The following is a 21,369-nucleotide window of genomic DNA, read 5'->3' on the forward strand; positions in this document are numbered from 1 at the left end:
CAACATTTGTCATGCAATACCAGCACACAAGCATCTGGCGTCACCTCTTTCGCATGCCCTTCAAGTTAGGCTGGGTAGATGCGGGGGGTGTCAGTACCCGCTATCTCGAAGCGGGCCCCCCTGACGCGCCAGCGCTGGTTTTGCTGCACGGAACAGCAGGCAGCCTGGAAAATTTCTGCGCCAACTACGCGGAGTACGCAAAGCATTTCCGTGTCATAGGCATCGACATGCTGGGGTGTGGTTGGACCGACAAGCCCGCATTCGACTACCAAATTAAGGACTATGCGGCTCACGTTGGCGCCGTGATGGACGCGCTGGCACTTCGGCAGGCGGCGGTCGTGGGTGTGTCCCTTGGCTCTTGGGTAGGGGCGTGGCTCGCGCTCGAGTCACCGGGTCGTGTGACCAAGCTCGTCATGGTGGCTCCTGCCGGCATCGTGACCGACCCGGTTGCTGAGCAGAAGTTCGCGGAGGGCGTTCGGCAGCGCCGCAGCCAAGCTGCGGCGGCGCCTTCCTGGGAAAGCGTGGCTGCGGCCATGAAGGGGTTGGTCCTCGATCCAGAGTCTCTGATGGACGAGTTAGTTGCATTGCGATTGGACATCTACAGCGATCCACGAATGAAAGAAGCCATGCCGCGGCTTCTGGCGTTCACTTTGGGTGGACAAGCCCTCTCGCTCGAGCAATGGCGTTCACTGCGGCTGCCTATTCAAGTGTTTGCCGCGGTGGACGCACCCAACATGTTCCTTGGCAATGCGCGAGCCATTGCGGAAACAGCGCCGCACGCCGAACTCTTCGAAATCAAAGGTTGCGACCATTGGGCGCAGTATGAGCAACCAGAGACGTTCAACAAAGCAAGCATTGCCTTTCTGCTCAATCCCTGAAGATAGATCAAACCATTCACTTGCAGGACTCCGCCATGTTCATTCAAATTTCGCGCCGCGCCGCACTTCTTTCTTCAGCGATGTTGCTGTCTTCTTCCCTGAGTGCCATGGCTCAGGGCTACCAAAACCGTCCCATCAAGATCGTGGTGCCTTATCCTGCCGGCTCGACGCCTGACGCTCTCGCGCGCATCGTTGGCGAGAGCCTGGCCAAGCGGATCAGCCAGCCCGTGATCGTGGAGAACAAGCCTGGCGCTGGGGGAATGATTGGCGCCAAGGCTGTGTCAGAAGCATCCCCGGATGGCACCACGCTGCTCATGTTCACGCCCGCCTGGTCAGCGGCCAAGGTCTTTCAGGCCAAGCCCCTGATTCCCGTACCCGAAGGTCTTGAACCGGTCATGATGGTTGCAGAGGGCGCGTTTGCGCTGACGGCGGCTGGGGCCATGCCTGCGAAGACGTTTGACCAGTTCGTGGCTTACGCCAAGGCGAACCCTGGCAAGGTCAACTTCGCAACGACCGGTCTGGGTGACAACTACCTGTACCTGCTGTTGATGCAGAGGGAAAAGGCATTCAAGATGGACGCCATCCAGTACAAGGGTTCTGCCGATTATGTGGCTGCGCTGGTATCTAACGACGTGCAAGTGGCCATCACGCCACAGTACAGCATGCTGCCGCTCGTCAGAGACGGCAAGTTGCGCGTCCTTGCGGTATCTGGCGACACACGGTCCAAGGCCTACCCCGACGCACCAACTTTCAAGGAGCTGGGCCTGCCTCAGATCCGAAACAACTGGTTCGCACTCTTCGCGCCGCGCAATACCCCCGCCACGCTGGTCAGCAAGCTCAACGAGGACCTCGTGGCTGTCGTCAAGTCACCAGAAGTCAGCAAACGCGTCAAAGAAATCTACTTTGAACCAATAGGCTCCAGTGCCGAGCAGATGCGCCAACGCATCTCAACCGAGATCACGGAATGGACGGCACTGGTCCAATCCGCAGGCATTCAGCCGCAATAACCAATTCCCGGAGATTCGATGCCCCTGCCAAAAGCTAATTTTCGCCATGTCGGAGTTCCTGCTTTCGACCCCGACGCACTGAGTGCTTTTTACACCAGATGGTTTGCCATGGTGGTTTCCGATACCGGCTCCGGAAAGGCCGATAACGCACGTGTCGTCTTCATGACTGGAGACCCGCTCGAACACCACCAGATTGCATTCGCCAACCTGCGTAAACCAGGCTCGCCAGGCATGCAACAGATCTCCTTCGTCTACGAGAGTCTGGTAGAACTGAAAAAGTTGGCCCTCGATTTCGCCACGGCAGGCGTTCCGATCCTGCAGCAGAAGGATCACGGCAATACGTGGAGCGTGTATGCGGGGGACCCTGAGGGCAACCGTATCGAGTGCTATACGCCGACGCCTTGGTATGTACCGCAGCCAACTTGGTGGCCACTGGACCTTCTGACTGAATCGGTTGAACAGATCGAGCAGCGCACGGCAGAGATGGCCAAAGGCACGCCTGGGTTTATGACGCGCAAAGAATGGATGGTGCAGATCCAGGCCCGCATCGACGCTGCGCGCCAATCGCATTGAGGCGCAGGACCCACTCATGACTTTAACGCGTGATAACACCAGCCGCTTCGTGCAGGCTGGCGGTGTGCGGATTCATTACCACGAGGCCGGCAGCGGGCCCGTACTCCTGTGCATCCATGGTGGTGCACCGGGCGCATTCGGCTGGGGCAACTTTGGCCGAAACCTGGAAGCGCTGTCCAAGCATTTCCGCACCTTGATCGTGGACTTGCCCGGGTACGGACTGTCCGACAAACCTGACATTCAAGGGCCACGCACGTCTTTTTATGCACAGACATTCCGAGACATGCTGCAGGCACTCGACATCCGTCGCGCGCATGTGATGGGCATGGCAACCGGCGGATCGGTCGCGCTGAAGATGGCGATCGAGTCGCCAGACCTGATTGAGCGTCTAGTGGTCATCAACTCACCCGGCGGCCTCTCACTTTTTCAGCCAGCCCCGCCGAAGCCGGGCTCGCATGATTACTACGGCGGCGAGGGACCCAGCCTCGCGCGCATGCGGGCGAATGTGGAGCGTTTGGTCTATGACCCCTCAATCATCACGGAAGACGTGGTGCAGGAGCGCTACGAGGCCAGCATCCATCCCGACTTCATAAGCAAGGCACCTGAAGGCCGCGGCGGAACACCGGGTCAGACGCTGGAGCCGCTGTGGCAAGACCTGCACCGTGTGCAAGCCCAGACGCTGATCATCTGGGGCCGCAACAACCAGACTCTGAACTACGACAATGCGCTGTTCATGCTCAACCGCATCCCGAACGCGCGCGTGCACATTCATGGCAAGTGCGGACTGTGGGTACCCTTTGAAAAAGCCGATGAGTTCAATGTGAACGTCATCGGATTCCTTACCGTCAATCTTGTCTGATCCGCAGGAGAAACCACCATGAGCACACCTCTGAAAGCAACGTTCAAGCACGTCGGTCTGTACGTATGGGATCTCGATGTCATGGCTGACTTCTATCAACGCTGGTTTGGCCTCATCGTGACCGACGGAGGAATGGGAGGTGCGGGCAAAGGGATCTTCCTGAGCGCTGACCCCACGGAGCATCACCAGTTGGTGTTCGTGGTGGGGCGCGAACCGGGCAGTAAACCAACAATCAACCAACTTTCATTTCTCGTCGCAGATCTCGCCACAGTGCAGGCCTACTACCGAAAAGCGGTGGACGAAGGCGTGAAGATCACCATGACCAAAAGTCATGGTAACGCTCTGAGCGTCTATGTGCTGGATCCGGAAGGTAATCAAATCGAGATTTACTGTCACACGCCCTGGTACATCAAGCAACCTGCGGGCAAACCGATGAACTTGGATCTTTCCGAGGCAGATATCTTGGCGCAAGTCGAACATGAAGTGCGCAGTGACCCAAGCTTCATGCTGCGAGATCAATGGATAGAGCAAGCCTCGGCGCGAATGACGCGTTGAAAGTATGACCATCAACTGTTGAGAAAATACACATGCAAAGACGACACATCATTCGCGCCCTCCTTGCTGGGGCTATCGCCAGCGGTTCCCTGGTCGCGCACGCCCAGGACGGCACCCCCATCAAGATTCTTTGCGGCTTCCCGCCCGGGGGCTTGACCGACATCGTCGCCCGATTGTTCGCGGACAAACTGAGGGTAGAGTTGAGTCGGCCCGTCATCGTGGAAAACAAGGCGGGTGCGGGCGGGCGCCTGGCCGCACAAGCGCTGAAGGCTGCAGCGCCGGACGGCAACACCTACATGATCGCCCCCAACTCCATGCCGGTGTTCCAGGAGATTCTGTATCCGCGCAAGGTGCTCGACTACGACATGCTCACCGACTGGACGCCGGTCGCGACGCTGACAACCTACCCCTTTGGCATGGTCATCCAGCGCAGTTTGGGCTTGAAGAACGCTAAGGAGTTCGTTGCCTGGGCCAAGACCAACCCGAAGCAGGCGTCCTACGGAATGGGCGGCGCTGGTGGACAGGCGCATTTCGCAGGAACGCAGTTCGCGATTGCTGCGGGTATCGATTTTCTTGCGATTCCTTACAAAGGTAATGGCCCTGTCAGCACAGACCTAATGGGGGGGCAGCTGCCTGCGGCGGTGTTACCGGCTGCCGATCTGATGCAGCACCGAAACAACCCGAAGCTGCAGATTCTCGGTGTATTCGAAAACGAACGGTCTCCGCTGGTGCCGGATATGCCGACGTTTTTGGAACAAGGCGTCAAATTCGATGTAGGACGAGCTTGGATGGGGATGTGGGCACCATCGAAAACGCCAAAGGCCGAGATCACGCGGGTGGAGCAGGCGCTGCGCAAGGTGTTGCAGGATCCTGCCTTCAAGGATCAGTTGGTTAACCGCTTCACGATGTACCCCATGTTCACGGGTTCGGCAGACATGGATAACCTGCAACGCGCCGAAATCGCGCTGTGGCGTCCGATCATCAAGGCATCGGGCTTCACACCCGATCAATGAAAGAATTTGCGTCCATGACAAAACCGCTTCGGCACATTGACCGTATCGTTCATCACGCTCTGCACACCCGATTCGAGGATTTCCCACAGGAGGTAGTTGAGGCAGCGCGTCTTCGACTGATCGACACGCTCAGCTGCGTGCTCGGAGGGGCAGAAGGTGGTGGCAACCAAGCGATGCTGGGTTTGGTCCGAAGCTGGGGCGGTGCGCCCCAGGCCACCATCCTTACCCATGGCGATCGGGTTCCACTTCAGCACGCAGCGATGATGAACGCCCTGATGGGGCGCTCCTTCGACTTCGAGGTCTGTGGTCCAGATCCAGAGGGCGTCAATGTGGGGAGGATGGTCGGTCACGTGTGCAGCACCACCGAACCGACAGCTGTTGCGGTGGCCGAGTTCACTGGGGCCTCTGGCAAGGACCTGCTGTCCGCAGTCATAGTGGGGGGCGACATCGGGGCGCGAATTGCAGTCGCTGACGTTTTTGACTTCGACAAGAATTTCGAAGTTTGCGGAACTGCCAACGCCATGGGGGCAGCCGCCCTAGTCGGTCGACTGCTTGGCGCAAGCCATACGCAACTGGTCGATGCCTACGGTATCCTGCTGAACCTTATGGGCGGCTCATACCAGTCGCTGTGGGACGGCGTGGACACCTTCAAGCTGCCCGGCGCGATGGCCGCGTCGAACGCGGTGCTCGCCGTGCAAATGGCGATGGCTGGCTTTCGTGGTGTCAAGGACCCACTGAACAGCCCGCTGGGCTACTTCGCCATGTACGGGAACCAGTCCGATGCCGATCGTGCACTCAATGGCCTGGGCGAAGTGTTTTACGCCAAGGGGATGCACAAACTGCACCCCTCCTGCTATGGCAACCACAATCCGATCGAGTGTGCCCTCGAGATCGTGCAGTCCACAACCTTCGAGCCAGACGAAATCGACACGGTTGAACTGGACGTGCCTCCCAACCGGGTTAAGCACTTCCTCAACCAACCGATGACTGCGCAAGATGCGCAGCCCCGATCGCTGTTCAGCATTCCCTATTCGATCGCTAACGTACTTGTTCGAAAGCAGGTCAGGATTGAAGACTACACCGCGCCACAAATCTATGACGAGCGTGTCATGGCACTCAGTCAGAAGGTGAGACTCGTGCCTCGCCTGCCTGTGGGCAACAACCAGGCCAGCCGCCTCACGGTCACCCTGAGGGATGGCTGCGTTCTTTCACGTTACCGCGATGCACCGCGCGGCTGGCTCGTAAACCCCGTGACTCCGGCAGATGTGCGTGAGAAGTTCTGGCGCAACGTGGCATTCGCCGGTGTCATACCTGATACCGCAGCGCAGAGCGCCCTGCAGATGCTGGACGAACTGGAGGTCGTTGAGAATGTTTCGACCATTGTGAATCTACTCGTTCAGCCCTCGCGCCTTGGCTTGTGACAGTCGGGGCAACCGTCAATAGCACCGCTGCGCGATGCTGGAATTAGAGGGCAAGAGCTACAGCCTCATGGAGGCCGCGACACGCTTTGTCATCAATCCGGCTGCGCTGCCTGGGGGAATTTGGGGCGTCAGAGCGCCAACAATGAAATTCGACAACGGCTTCACTGTAATGGTTTGCCCTGAGTGCTGAAGGCGGCTCATTCATTTAACATGTTAAATAAATGAGCACATCCACCCCTTTCGTCCACCGCAACTTGCCGCGATTGCTGCTGCAGGCGCGCGAAGCCGTCATGGCCCACACGCGCCCGAGCTTGCGTCAGCATGGCCTGTCTGACCAGCAGTGGCGCGTGCTGCGGGTGCTGGGCGAACATGCCGGTGACCCCGCAGGCACAGAAACTGGCCGAGTCGCCCGCGAGGCCTACCTGCTAGGGCCCAGTCTGACCGGCGTGCTCACCCGCATGGAGCGCGATGGCCTGATTGAACGCTCGCGCTGCCCGCAAGACGCCCGCCGCACCGTGGTGCGCGCCACGGCGCTGGGTCTGAGCAAAGTGCAGTCCTTGTCGCAAACGATCGAGGCGCACTACAGCTGGATGGAGCAGCAGCTCGGCAAGGCCAAGCTGGGGCAGCTGTACGCGCTGCTCGACGAGGTGATCGCGCTCGAAACCCCTGACACAGAAACGCCAGAAGAGCTGGCCGAGGAAGAAGAACGATGAACCCGTGGACATCCATATGGCAACCGACGGGCGCGGTGTACGGCACCTTGCTCAATTTCCGCCGCGAGTGGGATCTCTGGTCCCCGCGCATGACGCAAGACCCGCACAAAGCTGCGCCCCAAGCGCCCGTGCTCTACGTCAAGACGGCCAACACCTTCAGCCCGGCTCGGCAAGACCTGGTGTTGCAAGACGGCGTGAGCGAAGTCGACATTGGCGCGACACTGGGCTTGGTGATCGGTGAAGACGGACATGTGGCAGGCGCTGCGCTGCTCTGCGACTGGGCGGTGCCGCATGCGAGTTATTACCGCCCGCCGGTCAAGTTCCGCTGCCGCGATGGTTTTCTGGCTTTGCCTGAACAGGTCACGCCTGGCCAAGTGTCTGACTGGGCCGCGCTGCAGATCGCGGTGCGCCGCAATGGTGAACTGGTGCAGACCGTTGACCTGCGCGAGCTGATGCGCGCCATGCCTGAGCTGCTGGCCGATGTGGGCGAATTCATGACACTGCAGCCCGGGGATGTGCTGATGGTCGGCACCGACTGCCTGGCCGATGGCACGCGTCCCCGTGCCCAAGCAGGTGACCGGGTGGAGATTTCTGCGACGGGCTTTGATTCTGTTGTCACCACTGTTGGAGGTGCCGCATGAAGCACGCACGCATCGCCTGGTCAGGCGCCATCCAGCAAGCCGTTGAATCAGATGGCAAGTTGCTCATCACACAGGGCCCGCACAAGGGTCGCCGCGTGGCCTTTGACGAGGTGGTCTGGCTGCCACCGCTGGCACCCGTGCCGCAAGCGCGCACCGTGATCGCGCTCGGCCTGAACTACGCCGACCACGCCAAGGAATTGGCCTTCAAAGCGCCCGAAGAGCCGCTGGCTTTCATGAAGGGCGAAGCTTCGCTGATCGGGCACAAGGCCTTCACGAAGCGCCCCGCTGACGTGAAGTACATGCACTACGAGTGCGAGCTGGCCGTGGTGGTGGGCCGCACCGCACGGCACGTGAAAAAAGCCGATGCGTATGACTACATCGCTGGCTACACCGTGGCCAACGATTACGCCATTCGGGACTACCTCGAAAACTGGTACCGCCCCAACCTGCGCGTGAAAAACCGCGACACCTGTACGCCGATTGGCCCCTGGCTGGTCGATGCGGCCGATGTGCCGAACCCCATGGCGCTGAAATTGCAGACCACCGTCAACGGCAAGGTCACGCAAAGCGGCAGCACCGCCGATATGATTTTTGATGTGCCCACGCTGATCGAATACTTCAGCAGCTTCATGACCCTGAACCCCGGCGACCTGATCCTGACCGGCACGCCGGACGGCATCGTCGACTGCCAACCCGGCGACGTGATCGTCACCGAGATCGAAGGCATCGGCGCATTGACCAACACCATCGTGAAAGCCAACCCATGAAAATCGACCACCTTATCAACGGCAAAAGCGTCGCCAGCAGCGACTACTTTGAAACCATCAACCCCGCCACGCAAGAAGTGCTGGCCGAAGTCGCCTCGGGCGGCGAAGCGGAAGTCAATGCCGCTGTCGCCGCTGCCAAAGCCGCCTTCCCCAAATGGGCCGGCACGCCCGCCACCGAGCGCGCCAAGATCATGCGCAAGCTGGGCGACCTGATCACGAAACATGTGCCTGAAATCTCGGAGACCGAGACCCGCGATTGCGGCCAGACCATCAACCAGACCGGCAAGCAGCTGGTGCCGCGTGCGGCCGACAACTTCCACTACTTTGCCGAGATGTGCACCCGCGTGGACGGCCATACCTATCCCACGCCCACGCACCTGAACTACACGCTGTTCCATCCGGTGGGCGTGTGCGCGCTCATCAGCCCGTGGAACGTGCCCTTCATGACCGCCACCTGGAAGGTCGCGCCGTGCTTGGCTTTTGGCAACACCGCTGTGCTCAAGATGAGCGAGCTGTCACCCCTGACCGCTGCCCGTTTGGGCGAGCTGGCGCTGGAAGCCGGGGTGCCCCCGGGCGTGCTCAACCTGGTGCACGGCTACGGCAAAGAAGCGGGCGAGCCGCTGGTCTCGCACCGCGATGTGCGCGCCATCAGCTTCACCGGCTCCACCGTGACGGGCAACCGCATCGTGCAAAGCGCGGGCCTCAAGAAGTTCAGCATGGAGCTCGGCGGCAAGAGCCCTTTCGTGATTTTTGAAGACGCTGATTTGGATCGTGCGCTGGATGCCGCCATCTTCATGATCTTCAGCAACAACGGCGAGCGCTGCACCGCGGGCAGCCGTATCTTGGTGCAGCAAAGCATCTACGCCGACTTTGCCGCCAGGTTTGCCGAGCGCGCCAAACGCATCACCGTTGGCGATCCGCTCGACGAGAAAACCATCGTTGGCCCGATGATCAGCAAAGCGCATCTGGCCAAGGTGCTCAGCTACATTGAGCTGGGCCCCAAGGAAGGTGCGACGCTGTTGTGCGGTGGGGTAGACCGCCCTGCGTATGCGCCCGAGCTGTCGGGTGCATTGCAAAAAGGCAACTTCGTCTGGCCCACCGTGTTTGCGGACGTGGACAACCGCATGCGCATCGCGCAGGAAGAAATTTTTGGCCCCGTGGCCTGCCTGATCCCGTTCAAGGACGAGCAGGATGCGATTGAAAAAGCCAATGACATCGAATACGGTTTGAGCAGCTACGTGTGGACCGAGAACATTGGCAAGGCCCACCGCGTGGCCGCCGCGGTCGAGGCGGGCATGTGCTTTGTGAACAGCCAGAACGTGCGCGACCTGCGTCAGCCCTTTGGCGGCACCAAGGCCAGCGGCACCGGCCGCGAGGGCGGCACCTGGAGCTACGAAGTGTTTTGTGAGCCCAAAAATGTGGCGGTCAGTCTGGGCGGTCACCACATTCCGCATTGGGGTGTATGACAAAACCTTGCCGTCTGTCATACTTGATGTCATACATTCATTTTGAATGCGTATGACAAGGAGTGAGCCATGTTGTCTGTCCGCCTGCCCGAAGCCGTTGAACGCGAATTGACTCAGTACTGCGCCGCACGCAAACTGAGCAAATCGCACGTTGTACAAGAAGCCCTTGCTGAGTATTTGGTGGCGGCCAAAGCGCCATCCAGCCAGGGTGCGGCGCCCGATCCCGACTTGTCTTTTCTCGCGCCGGACGATCCGATTCGGCAGTTCATTGGCATTGCCAAAGACGGCCCGAGCACCGACGAGTGGTTGGCCATCACGCGTGGCGAGGATTGGAACAAACCATGATCTTGGTCGATACCAATGTCCTGCTCGACATTTACAAAGCCGATCCCATCTGGATGCCATGGTCGCTTCAACAGTTGCGCAGTCCCAAAACCGGTGAACTGGGCATCAACATGGTCGTGTACGCCGAATTGGCGGGGCACCCGGCTGAGCTTGCGCATCTGGACAGTTTTCTGGACGCCCTGGGTATTGAAATGACGGAACTGTCCAAGCCCGCAGCACGGTTGGCTGGGCAAGCGTTTCGACAGTACCGCCAACGCGGCGGCACCAAAACCGGGGTCTTGCCCGACTTCTTTATTGGCGCTCACGCCAAAGCCGAGGGTTACCCGCTGCTCACTCGCGATGCAGGCCGCTACCGCAACTACTTTCCGGGCATCGATTTGATCTGCCCCTGATTTCCACCCGCATCCACAGGACACCCCATGGGACAACTTGCCCTCGCCGCCAAAATCACCCACGTGCCGAGCATGTACCTGAGTGAGATACCTGGTCCGCGCTTTGGCACGCGCCAAAGCGCCATCGATGGTCACAAGGAAATCAGCCGCCGTTGCCGTGCCATGGGTGTGGATACGCTGGTGGTGTTTGACACGCACTGGCTGGTCAATGCCAGCTACCACATCAACTGCGCGCCGCATTACAAGGGCGTTTACACCAGCAACGAGCTGCCGCACTTCATCAGCAACCTGCCTTTTGAGTCGCCTGGCAACCCGGCGCTGGGGCATTTGCTGGCCCAAGTGGCCAACGACCACGGTGTGGAAACCCTGGCGCACGACGCCACGACCTTACAGCCCGAATACGGAACGCTGGTGCCGCTGCGTTACATGAACGAAGACCAGCATTTCAAGGTGGTCTCGGTCTCGGCCCTGTGTACTTCGCACTACCTCAACGACAGCGCCCGCCTGGGCTGGGCCATGCGCGAGGCGGTCGAAAAGCATTACGACGGCAAGGTCGCTTTTCTGGCCAGCGGCAGCTTGAGCCACCGCTTTGCGCAAAACGGCTTGGCCCCGGAGTTCGCGCACAAGATCTGGAGCCCGTTTCTGGAGCAGCTCGATAAGCAGGTGTTGCAGATGTGGGGCCAGCGCGAGTGGAAAGCCTTTTGCGAGATGCTGCCCGAGTACGCCAGCAAGGGTCACGGCGAAGGCTTCATGCACGACACCGCCATGCTGATGGGGGCTTTGGGCTGGACCGGTTACGGCGGCGGTGTCGAGATCGTGACGCCGTACTTCGGAGCCAGCGGCACGGGCCAGCTCAATGCGATTTTTGAAGTCACGCCGCAAACCGGTGAACACATTCCAGCGGCGCAGGCCAGCAGTGCTCAGGGCTACACGGCTGTGAGCACCCGGCTGTGAACATGCTTTTCCCCCGTAGGTCGGCGGCTACAGCCCCGACGAAGACCTTTGACACACCCATGTCGGACCTGAAGGTCCGACCTACAGACAACTCGACAAAGACAGAACCATGCCCCACCTCGTGATTCTCTATACCGGCCAGCTCGACCACGAGGTCAGCATGACCGCCTTGTGCCGCCAGCTGGCCGACGCCATGCTCACCGTCCACGATGAAGACGGTAAACAAGTCTTTCCCACGGGTGGTACCCGCGTGCTGGCTTATCCTGCGCCGCATTACGCGGTGGCCGATGGCGGTGCGGCCGGGCGCGAGGCCGGGGGCACGGGCGACTATGCCTTTGTGTACCTGAATGTGCGCATGGGTCGGGGCCGCAGCGAGGCCACCCAGCAACGCGCAGGGCAGACCCTGCTCGAAGTGGCCAAGGCCTTTTTTGTGCCGGTCATGGCCCAGCGCCACATCGGCCTCACGCTGCAGATCGACGTGGGGGCCGAGGTGTTTGATGCCAAACACAGCAACCTGCATCCGCTGTTTCAAAAGGGGGCCGTTTGAGGCCTAAGTTTTCAACCATGGATCGCTACGCTGCGCTCGCGATGGCACCTTTTTTTGCGCTGTCATGGCGAGGAGCGCAGCGACGTGGCCATCCATTTTCCAACTCACCAAAACACCATGTTTGACGACGCATTGATCCAGCAGCTCGCGCAAGAGCTGCACCAGTCCGAAAAATTCCGTGTGCAGATCGAGCATTTTTCCAAACGCTACCCGGGCATGACGATTGAAGACGGCTACCGCATCAACCGCGCCTGGATGCAGATCAAGTTCGCCGAGGGGCGCACCATGATCGGCCACAAAATTGGCCTCACCAGCCGTGCCATGCAGGTCTCCAGCCAGATCGACGAACCCGATTACGGCACGCTGCTGGACAACATGCGCTACACCTGCACGCCCGGTCAGGTGCTGGACATTCCTTTCACGAGCTTCATAGCCCCGCGTGTGGAGGTGGAGCTGGCTTTCATTCTTAAGAAAGAACTGCGCGGCCCCAACGTGACGGTGCAGCAGGTGCTCGATGCCACCGATTACGTGACGCCCGCCATCGAGATCATCGATTCGCGCATCGAGCAGTTCGACCGCCACACCAAGGTGATGCGCAAGGTGTTTGACACCATCAGCGACAACGCCGCCAACGCGGGCATCGTGCTGGGGGCCAAGCGGGTTGATCCACTGACCACCGACCTGCCTTGGTGCGGCGCGGTGCTGCGCCAGAACGGTGTGGTCGAGGAAACGGGCCTCGCCGCTGGCGTGCAGGGACACCCGGCTGTAGGCATCGCCTGGCTGGCCAACAAGCTGGCGCCCTGGGGCGAGCACTTGCAGGCGGGCGAGATCGTGTTGGCCGGTTCGTTCACCAAACCTGCGCCTGCCAAAGTGGGCGATGTGTTTGATGCGGATTACGGGCCGTTGGGCAAGCTGGAGTTTCGGTTTGTTTGAGCTATTGGATTCGTCTCCAGTGGCTTCGTCTTGCGATAGCGGAGGGCTGTTGTGTCCGGGGTGGCGGCCCGGGCTCAGAGGCGCTTCGCTTTGCCACATCGACCAGGCCGCCACCCCGGACCCAACATCCTGCAAACCTTGATCACCTCAAAGGAGTCGCCTCATGAACACCCCTGTCAACCTATTCAAACAAGCCCTGAAAAACCAACGCCCCCAGATCGGCCTGTGGATGGGCTTGGCCAATGCCTACACCGCTGAAATCTGTGCGCTGGCCGGATTCGACTGGCTGGTCATCGACGGCGAACACGCGCCCAATGATTTGCGCAGCATCCAGGCCCAGCTGCAAACCCTGGCCGCTTACCCCACCAGCCACCCGGTGTGCCGTGTGCCGGTGGGGGACACCGCGCTCATCAAGCAATACCTCGACCTGGGCGCGCAAAACATCTTGGTGCCCATGGTCGATACGGCCGAACAGGCCGCACAACTGGTGCAGGCCATGCGCTACCCGCAAGACGATGGGCAAGGGGGCGTGCGCGGCATGGCCGGAGCGCGGGCCTCGCGCTGGGGGCATTTCCCGGATTACTTCAAGCGTGCCAACGAAGAGGTCTGCTTGCTGGTGCAAGTCGAATCGCGTGAGGCGCTGAGTAACCTCGATGCGATCGCTGCCACGCCCGGGGTCGATGGTGTGTTCATCGGCCCGGCCGATTTGTCGGCCTCGATGGGCCATGTGGGCAACGCTGCGCACCCCGAGGTGCAGGCTGCCATTGCCGACGCCATCGCCCGCATCCTCAAAGCGGGCAAGGCCCCCGGCATCCTCACGCCCGATCGGCAACTGGCAGCGCAATACCTGAAGCTCGGCGCGGTGTTTGTGGCCGTGGGCCTGGACACGCAAATCCTGATGCGCCAGACCACCGAGCTGGCCGCCCATTTCAAAGCCGAAGTCACCGCCGCCGTGCCTGCCAAAGGCAGCACCTACTGAACGACAAAATTTAATTGGGGTCAGATCCCGATTAATTTTCTTCAGTCGACTCAATCAACAGTTGGGTTCTGACCCCCATTAAAACTGAGCCCAATTAAAAGGAGATCACGATGTTTCCATCCCCTCAGCCCGTAGTCCCATCCCTGCAAGCACGCGTGCACCCTGACGAATGGCAGGCGCGTCTGGAGCTGGCCGCCTGCTACCGTGTGTTTGCCATGCTCGGCTGGACCGAGATGATTTACAACCACATCACCGTGCGTTTGCCTGACAGCGTGACCGGCGGTGACAAGCAGTTTTTGATCAACCCCTTTGGCCTGCATTACAGCGAGGTCACGGCCAGCAACCTGGTCAAGATCAACCTGCAAGGCGAGGTCCTCGACGGCTCGCCCTACCAGGTCAACCCTGCCGGGTTTGTGGTGCATGCCACGCTGCACGGTGGCATGGACGGCGCGCATTGCGTGATGCACACCCACACCACGGCGGGCGTGGCGGTGGCGTGCCTGAAAGACGGCCTCTCGCAAAGCAATTTCTATTCGGCCCAGCTGCATGGCATGGTGGCCTACCACGACTTCGAGGGCATCACCATCCACGCCGAAGAGGGGCCGCGTGTGCTGCAAAGCATCGGCAACAAGCCTGCGGTGATCCTGCGCAACCACGGCTTACTGGCCTGGGGGCAAACACTGCCGCAGACCTTTGCGATTTTGTGGACGCTGCAACGCGCCTGCGAAATCCAGCTGGCCACGCAAAGCATGGGCGCGCCGATTCCGGTGCCTGAGGCGATTGCGGCCCAATGCACCCGCGATGCCTTGCAGTTCAACCCGAACCTCGGGGCAGGGCAAGACGTGTTCGAGGCGCTGGTGCGCCGGATGGACAAACAAGACACAGGGTGGCGCGCATGAGCGAAACAATGAACGATGTGACATTCAACAAAATCGCCATCGTTGGCGCAGGCGCGATTGGCGGCTGGATGGGGGTGCATCTGGCGCGGGCTGGGTCGCAGGTCAGCGTGCTGGCGCGGGGCGACACCTTGCAGACCTTGCGGCAGCAGGGTTTGCAACTGCACCATGGCGGCGAGGTGCACACCGTGCCGGTCACGGCCTCGAATGACGCGGCAGCCCTGGGTGTGCAAGACCTGGTGGTGATCTCGGTCAAGGCCCCGGCGCTGGTGGCGGTGGCGCAGCAGGTGGGCCCGCTGATCGGCCCCCACACCGTGGTGCTGACGGCCATGAACGGCGTGCCTTGGTGGTTTTTGCAAGGCTTTGGTGGCCCGATGGCGGGGCATTCGCTCCGCTCGGTGGACCCGGCAGGTGCCATTGCCCGAGCCTTGCCCGCCGCGCACATCATCGGCTGCGTGGTGCATGCCAGCTGCTCGGTCGATGCGCCAGGCGTGATCCGTCACCACTTTGGCGATGGCCTGATCGTGGGCGAGCCTTCGGGCCAAGTCACGCCCCGGGTGCAGGCTTTGCACGCGCTGCTGCAACAAGCCGGTTTCAAGGCCACACTGTCGCCGCAAATTCAGAAAGACATTTGGTACAAGCTCTGGGGCAACATGACGATCAACCCGATCAGCGCCTTCACCGGGGCCACCACCGATCGGATTCTGGACGACGATCTGGTACGCGGCTTTGTCTCGGACATGATGCTCGAAGCCAAGGCCATCGGGGCTGCCATCGGCATCCCGATCGACCAGCAACCCGAAGACCGCCATGCCGTCACGCGCAAGCTGGGGGCGTTTCGCACCTCCATGCTGCAAGACGTGCAATCGGGCAAGCCGGTGGAACTCGATGCGCTGGTCAGCGCTGTGCGCGAGTTGGGCCAGCTGACCGGGGTGGCCACGCCCTTCATTGACGCGCTGTTGGGTCTCAGTCGCTTGCATGCCAGAGGTTTGGGGCTCTACCCCGCACAATGAACGCATGACTTCTGCCACCAAACCAGGTTTGTCGGGCGCGGCCTTTGCCACGCTCTTGTTGATCGCTTTCATGATGGGGGCCAACCATGTGGCGGCGCGCACCGCTTTCAACCATGGGGTGGACGTGGTCACGGCGGTCACCTTCCGCAGCCTGGTCACCGCTTCGGTGGTGGCGCTGATCCTGTGGCAGCAAAAAGTGGCGCTGCGCTTTGCACCCCGCAGTCGCCGCTTTTTGCCGCTGATCGGCGTGCTGATCGCAGTGCAAAGCGTGTGCCTGTATTCGTCGGTGGCCCGCCTGCCGGTGGCGCTGGCCTTGCTGGCCTTCAACACCTACCCGTTGGCCACCGCCTTATGGGCGCGGCTTTTGTATGGCCATCGGCCCGAGCGGGCCGTGTTGCTGGCCATGCCGGTGCTGATGGCGGGTCTGGCGCTGGCGCTCGATGTCTTCGGCGCAGCTTCGGGTCTTGGCGCGCAGCAGCAGTGGCAGCAGATTGGCGTGGGTGTGGCTTTTGCTCTGGCGGCGTCGGCCACCTTCGGGCTGGCGCTGGTGTTCACGCAGCACGAAACGGCCGAGGTCGATGGTCGCCTGCGCACCTTCACCACCATGAGCACCGTGGGTGTGCTGGCCGCGGTGGTGGCTTTCGGTCAAGGCGGCCTGCACCTGCCCGATGCGCCTGCCGGCTGGTGGGGTCTGGGCCTGCTGACTTTTTTGTACGGCACGGCCTTCACCATCATGTTCACCGTGCTACCCAAACTGGGCGTGGTGGGCAATTCAGCCATCATGAACGTCGAACCGGTCTTCGCGCTGGTGCTGGCCTGGGCGGTGCTCGGCCAGTCGATTGCGCTGATGCAACTGGTGGGCGCCATGATTGTGGTGGTGACGGTGATGTGGCTGGGCTTGCGCAAGAAATAAGAAACCAAGTCAATGGCCGTTGACGAGGGCGGTATGTCACCGGGGCGGAGGTGGGTTTTTTGCAGTGGATATGCCAATGCTGACCAAAGTTTCGGCATGCCATTGTTTGGCACAAACGAAACAGGGTGTCTCCTGTAAAGGGGACACCCTGTCGCGAACAGCCTGGATGGCTCTCGTCTTCAGGCGGCTGCGAGCCAGTAACCTGCGTTGAATGGGCTGCTCATGCGCAGCGCCAAGGGCGAAACGTCCACCAGTTTGTCGGTGGGCATTTTTTCGCCATCTTCGATCGATTCGGCCATCACGGCGTCCTCGGTTTGTGCCTCATTCGCCCGTCCTGCTTGGCTGTTTTGCGCAGAACGGGCTACCGAAAAGAATAGAAGCATCGGAAGGGAATCTTCCGGTCTCCCCAATAATCGGCCGTGTCGCGGAAGATGTCCAGCAATTGCTCGCGGGCTTCCTTGTCGAACTTGGCATGTGCAGGGATCTGCTCCAACACCACGATGAAACCAGGCTGAGGGCCCGACTTGTGCAGTGGGTCTGTCATGCAGTCGTACAGGGCATCAAAGTTCTTGCCGAAGTGCGAAGGCAGCGTGAATTGCGCACCAATCAGGTCCAGCACGTCTTGTTTGCTCTGGGCTTCGGCCAGGTTGGCATACAAAAAGTGGTGGCCCAAACCTTGGGCGGCCTCTTGCAGATCGCTCACGCGGTAGGCGCGAATCGACTGCACGATGTTGGACCGCACGCCCTTCAGGGGCGGCTCTTGGTCATGACGAATCGGCGTGTCCATCTCCGTGGTCTTTCTTTCAGGTCTAAAAATCAAGGCTTATCGACAATCATGCGAAAACTCGCGTAATGGTCCTGGGTGTAGTAACAGGCTTTCGGTTCTGACGGAACCGGGCCACCGCAGACAATGCGACGGGCCCCTCGGTTGCGTTCGCCGGGCGTCCTGACGGTATATTCACGGTAGTAACCCCTCGCTTCGCGAGGCAGAATCCGCTCACGATTGCCAAAAACTGTCCCGTCCTTTTCATATGGAAAAGGACCGCCCTTGCGGATGCGTTGGTAAGTTTCTTGGCCTTCGCGGGGCAGCTCGGTTGTCAACATCGTTGACAAGGCTGGCACCTCTTGGGGAGAACGTGCATGCACCAAAAATGTGCATGCCATCAAAATCAAACCCATCAACGTGGTTGCCCAACGATGACGGGTCACGGCTTGTTGTGCCACCCTCATGAATACACCTTTCAGGAGCATCCGGGTTTACCCGAAAACTCGAAGGCGCTAGTGTGCGACAAATGCCATGAAAATGCAAGCGGATGCCCAATAAATAGGCAAAAACACCCCGGTTTTTAACAGGGTGTGAGCGAACACTTTGATTTTCAGCTTAACGCGTGGCGTTGGCATCGGCCACAGTCAGCGCGGTCATGTTCACAATTCGGCGGACAGTGGTGCTGGGGGTCAGGATGTGAACAGGTTTGGCTGCACCCAATAAAACCGGCCCAACGGCGATGTTGCCACCCGCAGCCGTTTTGAGCAGGTTGTAGGCAATGTTGGCCGCGTCAATATTGGGCAGCACCAGCAAGTTGGCGTCACCTGCCAGGGTGTTGTTGGGCATGATCGCTTGGCGTGCGGCGGCGTCCAGTGCCACATCGCCATGCATCTCACCTTCCACTTCCAGCCAAGGTGCATTGATGCGCAACAAATCCAGCACGTTGCGCATCTTGACGGCGCTGGGCTGGTTGGATGAGCCGAAATTGGAATGCGACAGCAAGGCCGCTTTGGGCTGAATGCCGAAGCGGCGCATTTCCTCGGCGGCCATGATGGTGAATTCGGCCAATTGTTCTGCCGTCGGATCGTAGTTGACGTGTGTGTCCACCATGAACACCTGACGACCCGGCAGCATCAAGCCATTCATGCAGGCGAAGGTGTTCACGCCCTTGCGCTTGCCCACCACCTGGTCGATGTAGTTCAGGTGCATGGGGTTGGTGCCCCAGGTGCCGCAAATCATGCCGTCCACGTCGCCTTTGTGCAGCAACATGGCACCAATGAGCGACAAACGGCGGCGCATTTCGATCTTGGCGATCTGCTGGGTGATGCCCTTGCGCTCGGTCATGCGGTGATAGGTCTGCCAGAAATCGCGGTAGCGGTGGTCCAGTTCGACGTTGACCACGTCGTAGTCCAACTCTTCCTTCAGGCGCAGGCCGAATTTTTCGATCCGCTCGGCGATCACGGCAGGGCGACCGATCAACGTGGGGCGGGCAATGCCTTCGTCCACCACGATCTGGGCCGCACGCAGCACGCGCTCTTCTTCACCCTCGCTGTAGGCGATGCGTTTTTTCAGGGCGCGCTTGGCCGCGGTGAAGATGGGCTTCATCATGGTGCCCGACGCGTAAACAAAGCCTTGCAGTCTTTCGCGGTAGGCGTCGAGATCCTTGATCGGACGCAAAGCGACACCACTGTCGGCTGCCGCTTGCGCGACCGCTGGCGCAATTTTCATCATCAGGCGCGGGTCAAACGGCTTGGGGATCAGGTATTCGGGGCCAAAAGCCAGTGGCTCGCCCACATAGGCCGCGGCCACCACTTCGCTTTGCTCGGCCTGGGCCAGCTCGGCAATCGCGTGCACGGCGGCGATTTCCATCTCCAACGTGATGGTGGTCGCGCCCGAATCCAGCGCGCCCCGGAAAATGTAGGGGAAGCACAGGACGTTGTTGACCTGGTTGGGGTAATCGGTGCGGCCGGTGGCCATGATGGCATCGTCGCGCACGGCCTTGACGTCATCGGGGTCGATTTCTGGGTTGGGGTTGGCCAGCGCAAAGATCAGGGGCTTGGCGGCCATGGACTTGACCATGTCCTGTTTGAGCACGCCACCAGCCGACAGGCCCAGGAACACGTCCGCCCCGGCAATCACTTCGCGCAGGGTGCGGTGCTCGGTTTTTTGCACGAACTGAATCTTGTCTTCGTCCATCAGCTCGGTGCGGCCTTCGTAGACCACGCCCGCCAGGTCAGTGACCCAGATGTTTTCGCGCGGGATGCCCAACTTGACCAGCAGGCCCAGGCAAGCCAGCGCGGCAGCGCCAGCGCCCGAGGTGACCAGTTTGATCTGTTTGGGGTCTTTGCCCACGATCTTCAGGCCGTTCAGAATGGCCGCGCCCACCACGATGGCGGTGCCGTGCTGGTCGTCGTGGAAGACCGGGATCTTCATGCGCTCACGCAACTTGCGCTCGATGTAGAAGCAGTCCGGTGCCTTGATGTCTTCGAGGTTGATGCCGCCAAAGGTCGGCTCCAAGGAGGCGATGATTTCGACCAGCTTGTCCGGGTCTTTTTCATTGATCTCGATGTCGAACACGTCGATGCCCGAGAACTTCTTGAACAGCACGCCCTTGCCTTCCATGACTGGCTTGCTGGCCAGCGGGCCGATGTCGCCCAAACCCAGCACGGCCGTGCCGTTGGTCACCACACCCACCAGATTGCCACGGCTGGTGTACTTGAACGCGTTGGTCGGGTCTTTGACGATTTCTTCGCAAGGGGCCGCCACGCCGGGTGAATAGGCCAGCGCCAGATCGTGCTGGTTGACCAGCTGCTTGGTGGGTGCGATGGCAATTTTGCCGGGAGTGGGGAACTCGTGGTATTCGAGCGCGGCTTTGCGCAGCTGGGCGCGTTTTTCTTCGGCTTGGACCTTGTTGGTCATTGTTCTTGCTCCGTTGTAGGCATGTGCCATGTGGCCGCTGGGGTTCAGCCGCCGGTCTGAATTTCTGTGGAATTTATCAGCTTGCCAGATGACAGATCGGCGTAAGTTTCATTGTAGACCCCGTATTAAGAGGTTTTGACTGGGGCAATCCGTGCAGCAAGTGAGTTGGCTTTTGACTTTTGCACACAAATGGTGGTCGTTCAGCGCAAATGCTTGCGGGCCTTGTGCTGCAAAGCCTGCGCCACACGGGTTGAACGTGGACCCGGAATGACTTCAAAACAGGCCCCCGCTTGCAAGATGCCCGGCTTGTCGACCGCCAGGTAAAAGCCGCAGCGCCCGCTTTGCACCATGTCTTTGGCGGCCAGGGCATAACCCATGACGGCGTTGAACTTGCCACAAGGCTCGCGCGGCTGGGTCACGCGCAACAGCACCTCGCCAAAGTCCAGGCTGTCGCCGATGAAAAGGTCTTGTTCAAATACACCTTGCAGGCTGAGGTTTTCGCCCAGAAAGCCGGGGAGTAGTTCTTCTTCGAACATCGTAGCACCCTGTTTCTGGCGCTGCGCCTGCCACCAGACCAGATGCTCTGAAGGCAAGGCGTAAACGGCTTTGCTCAAGCCGCCGTGCACGGACAGGTCAGCTTGCTCGTCGCCCGCCAGGCCCAGAACGCCAGCATCGACCGGACCGGCGATGGCCGTTTTGCCAATGGCCGACGCCAACTTGCGTCCGCCCACCATCAGGGGGCGAACCTGCCCGGTCTGGATAGAGAGTAGCCGCCCAGACGAAAGTGGGGGAGGCGGCGAACTCGGCGTCATGGACCGC

Annotated in this window: 24 protein-coding genes; 20 read left to right on the top strand and 4 right to left on the bottom strand. The window is 60.3% G+C overall.

Features of this window, described 5'->3' with window-relative positions; genetic code table 11:
• Nucleotides 1-11: 11 nt before the first annotated feature.
• The 20 genes from B9Z47_RS02090 (at nt 12) to B9Z47_RS02185 (ending at nt 16,865) form a co-directional block, all read left to right on the top strand.
• Nucleotides 12-878 (top strand): alpha/beta fold hydrolase, encoded by an 867-nt coding sequence (locus tag B9Z47_RS02090; RefSeq protein ID WP_108329577.1) that lies wholly within the window; start codon nt 12-14, stop codon nt 876-878.
• Nucleotides 879-913: 35 nt separating this feature from the next.
• On the top strand, nt 914-1,885 hold the full coding sequence (locus B9Z47_RS02095) for a tripartite tricarboxylate transporter substrate binding protein (protein ID WP_108329578.1): 972 nt from the start codon (nt 914-916) through the stop codon (nt 1,883-1,885).
• An 18-nt stretch (nt 1,886-1,903) separates the two neighbouring features.
• Entirely contained in the window at nt 1,904-2,458 is a 555-nt protein-coding gene (locus B9Z47_RS02100; RefSeq protein ID WP_108329579.1) for a VOC family protein, read from the top strand.
• 16 nt (nt 2,459-2,474) lie between these two features.
• Nucleotides 2,475-3,317, top strand: a complete 843-nt coding sequence (locus B9Z47_RS02105) for an alpha/beta fold hydrolase (protein WP_108329580.1) — start codon at nt 2,475-2,477, stop codon at nt 3,315-3,317.
• An 18-nt stretch (nt 3,318-3,335) separates the two neighbouring features.
• On the top strand, nt 3,336-3,872 hold the full coding sequence (locus B9Z47_RS02110) for a VOC family protein (protein ID WP_108329581.1): 537 nt from the start codon (nt 3,336-3,338) through the stop codon (nt 3,870-3,872).
• Between the two features lie 32 nt (nt 3,873-3,904).
• Entirely contained in the window at nt 3,905-4,885 is a 981-nt protein-coding gene (locus tag B9Z47_RS02115; protein WP_108329582.1) for a tripartite tricarboxylate transporter substrate binding protein, read from the top strand.
• A 14-nt stretch (nt 4,886-4,899) separates the two neighbouring features.
• Complete coding sequence (locus B9Z47_RS02120) at nt 4,900-6,306, top strand: MmgE/PrpD family protein (RefSeq protein WP_233253651.1); 1,407 nt, start codon at nt 4,900-4,902, stop codon at nt 6,304-6,306.
• Nucleotides 6,307-6,527: 221 nt separating this feature from the next.
• Nucleotides 6,528-7,019, top strand: a complete 492-nt coding sequence (gene hpaR, locus B9Z47_RS02125; protein ID WP_108329584.1) for a homoprotocatechuate degradation operon regulator HpaR — start codon at nt 6,528-6,530, stop codon at nt 7,017-7,019.
• The gene (locus B9Z47_RS02130) at nt 7,016-7,660 is read left to right on the top strand and encodes a fumarylacetoacetate hydrolase family protein (RefSeq protein WP_108329585.1); all 645 of its coding nucleotides are present in this window, start codon (nt 7,016-7,018) and stop codon (nt 7,658-7,660) included. The genes hpaR and B9Z47_RS02130 overlap by 4 nt, the downstream gene beginning before the upstream one ends.
• Nucleotides 7,657-8,427, top strand: a complete 771-nt coding sequence (locus B9Z47_RS02135) for a fumarylacetoacetate hydrolase family protein (RefSeq protein ID WP_108329586.1) — start codon at nt 7,657-7,659, stop codon at nt 8,425-8,427. Before B9Z47_RS02130 ends, B9Z47_RS02135 begins: the two co-directional genes overlap by 4 nt.
• Nucleotides 8,424-9,893: a 5-carboxymethyl-2-hydroxymuconate semialdehyde dehydrogenase gene (gene hpaE / locus B9Z47_RS02140; RefSeq protein ID WP_108329587.1), complete on the top strand. Its 1,470-nt coding sequence runs from the start codon at nt 8,424-8,426 to the stop codon at nt 9,891-9,893. Before B9Z47_RS02135 ends, hpaE begins: the two co-directional genes overlap by 4 nt.
• A gap of 69 nt (nt 9,894-9,962) precedes the next feature.
• Complete coding sequence (locus tag B9Z47_RS02145) at nt 9,963-10,238, top strand: ribbon-helix-helix protein, CopG family (protein WP_108329588.1); 276 nt, start codon at nt 9,963-9,965, stop codon at nt 10,236-10,238.
• A complete protein-coding gene (locus tag B9Z47_RS02150; protein ID WP_108329589.1) occupies nt 10,235-10,630 on the top strand; it encodes a type II toxin-antitoxin system VapC family toxin in 396 nt (131 codons plus the stop codon). Before B9Z47_RS02145 ends, B9Z47_RS02150 begins: the two co-directional genes overlap by 4 nt.
• A gap of 27 nt (nt 10,631-10,657) precedes the next feature.
• Nucleotides 10,658-11,584, top strand: coding sequence for a 3,4-dihydroxyphenylacetate 2,3-dioxygenase (gene hpaD, locus B9Z47_RS02155; RefSeq protein ID WP_108329590.1), 927 nt, complete (start codon nt 10,658-10,660; stop codon nt 11,582-11,584).
• A 109-nt stretch (nt 11,585-11,693) separates the two neighbouring features.
• On the top strand, nt 11,694-12,131 hold the full coding sequence (locus B9Z47_RS02160; protein WP_108329591.1) for a 5-carboxymethyl-2-hydroxymuconate Delta-isomerase: 438 nt from the start codon (nt 11,694-11,696) through the stop codon (nt 12,129-12,131).
• 117 nt (nt 12,132-12,248) lie between these two features.
• Entirely contained in the window at nt 12,249-13,064 is an 816-nt protein-coding gene (gene hpaH / locus B9Z47_RS02165) for a 2-oxo-hept-4-ene-1,7-dioate hydratase (RefSeq protein ID WP_108330036.1), read from the top strand.
• 163 nt (nt 13,065-13,227) lie between these two features.
• Nucleotides 13,228-14,043, top strand: a complete 816-nt coding sequence (hpaI, locus tag B9Z47_RS02170) for a 4-hydroxy-2-oxoheptanedioate aldolase (protein ID WP_108329592.1) — start codon at nt 13,228-13,230, stop codon at nt 14,041-14,043.
• A gap of 110 nt (nt 14,044-14,153) precedes the next feature.
• On the top strand, nt 14,154-14,942 hold the full coding sequence (locus tag B9Z47_RS02175) for a class II aldolase/adducin family protein (RefSeq protein ID WP_108329593.1): 789 nt from the start codon (nt 14,154-14,156) through the stop codon (nt 14,940-14,942).
• Entirely contained in the window at nt 14,939-15,952 is a 1,014-nt protein-coding gene (locus B9Z47_RS02180) for a 2-dehydropantoate 2-reductase (RefSeq protein ID WP_108329594.1), read from the top strand. Before B9Z47_RS02175 ends, B9Z47_RS02180 begins: the two co-directional genes overlap by 4 nt.
• 4 nt (nt 15,953-15,956) lie before the next feature.
• Entirely contained in the window at nt 15,957-16,865 is a 909-nt protein-coding gene (locus B9Z47_RS02185) for a DMT family transporter (RefSeq protein ID WP_108329595.1), read from the top strand.
• Between the two features lie 361 nt (nt 16,866-17,226).
• Here the strand turns inward: B9Z47_RS02185 and B9Z47_RS02195 are convergent, their stop codons facing one another.
• From B9Z47_RS02195 to B9Z47_RS02210, 4 genes are all read right to left on the bottom strand, one after another.
• A complete protein-coding gene (locus tag B9Z47_RS02195) occupies nt 17,227-17,652 on the bottom strand; it encodes a barstar family protein (RefSeq protein WP_108329597.1) in 426 nt (141 codons plus the stop codon).
• Between the two features lie 29 nt (nt 17,653-17,681).
• Nucleotides 17,682-18,116 carry a ribonuclease domain-containing protein gene (locus B9Z47_RS02200; protein ID WP_369911610.1) on the bottom strand — a complete coding sequence of 145 codons (435 nt, stop codon included), beginning with the start codon at nt 18,114-18,116 and terminating at the stop codon, nt 17,682-17,684.
• A gap of 130 nt (nt 18,117-18,246) precedes the next feature.
• Complete coding sequence (locus B9Z47_RS02205; RefSeq protein ID WP_108329598.1) at nt 18,247-20,550, bottom strand: NADP-dependent malic enzyme; 2,304 nt, start codon at nt 20,548-20,550, stop codon at nt 18,247-18,249.
• Nucleotides 20,551-20,750: 200 nt separating this feature from the next.
• Nucleotides 20,751-21,362 (bottom strand): MOSC domain-containing protein, encoded by a 612-nt coding sequence (locus B9Z47_RS02210; protein ID WP_108329599.1) that lies wholly within the window; start codon nt 21,360-21,362, stop codon nt 20,751-20,753.
• Nucleotides 21,363-21,369 lie beyond the last annotated feature (7 nt).

Origin of the sequence: Limnohabitans sp. 2KL-1 (assembly GCF_003063435.1) — a bacterium.
Lineage (GTDB): Bacteria > Pseudomonadota > Gammaproteobacteria > Burkholderiales > Burkholderiaceae_C > Limnohabitans_A.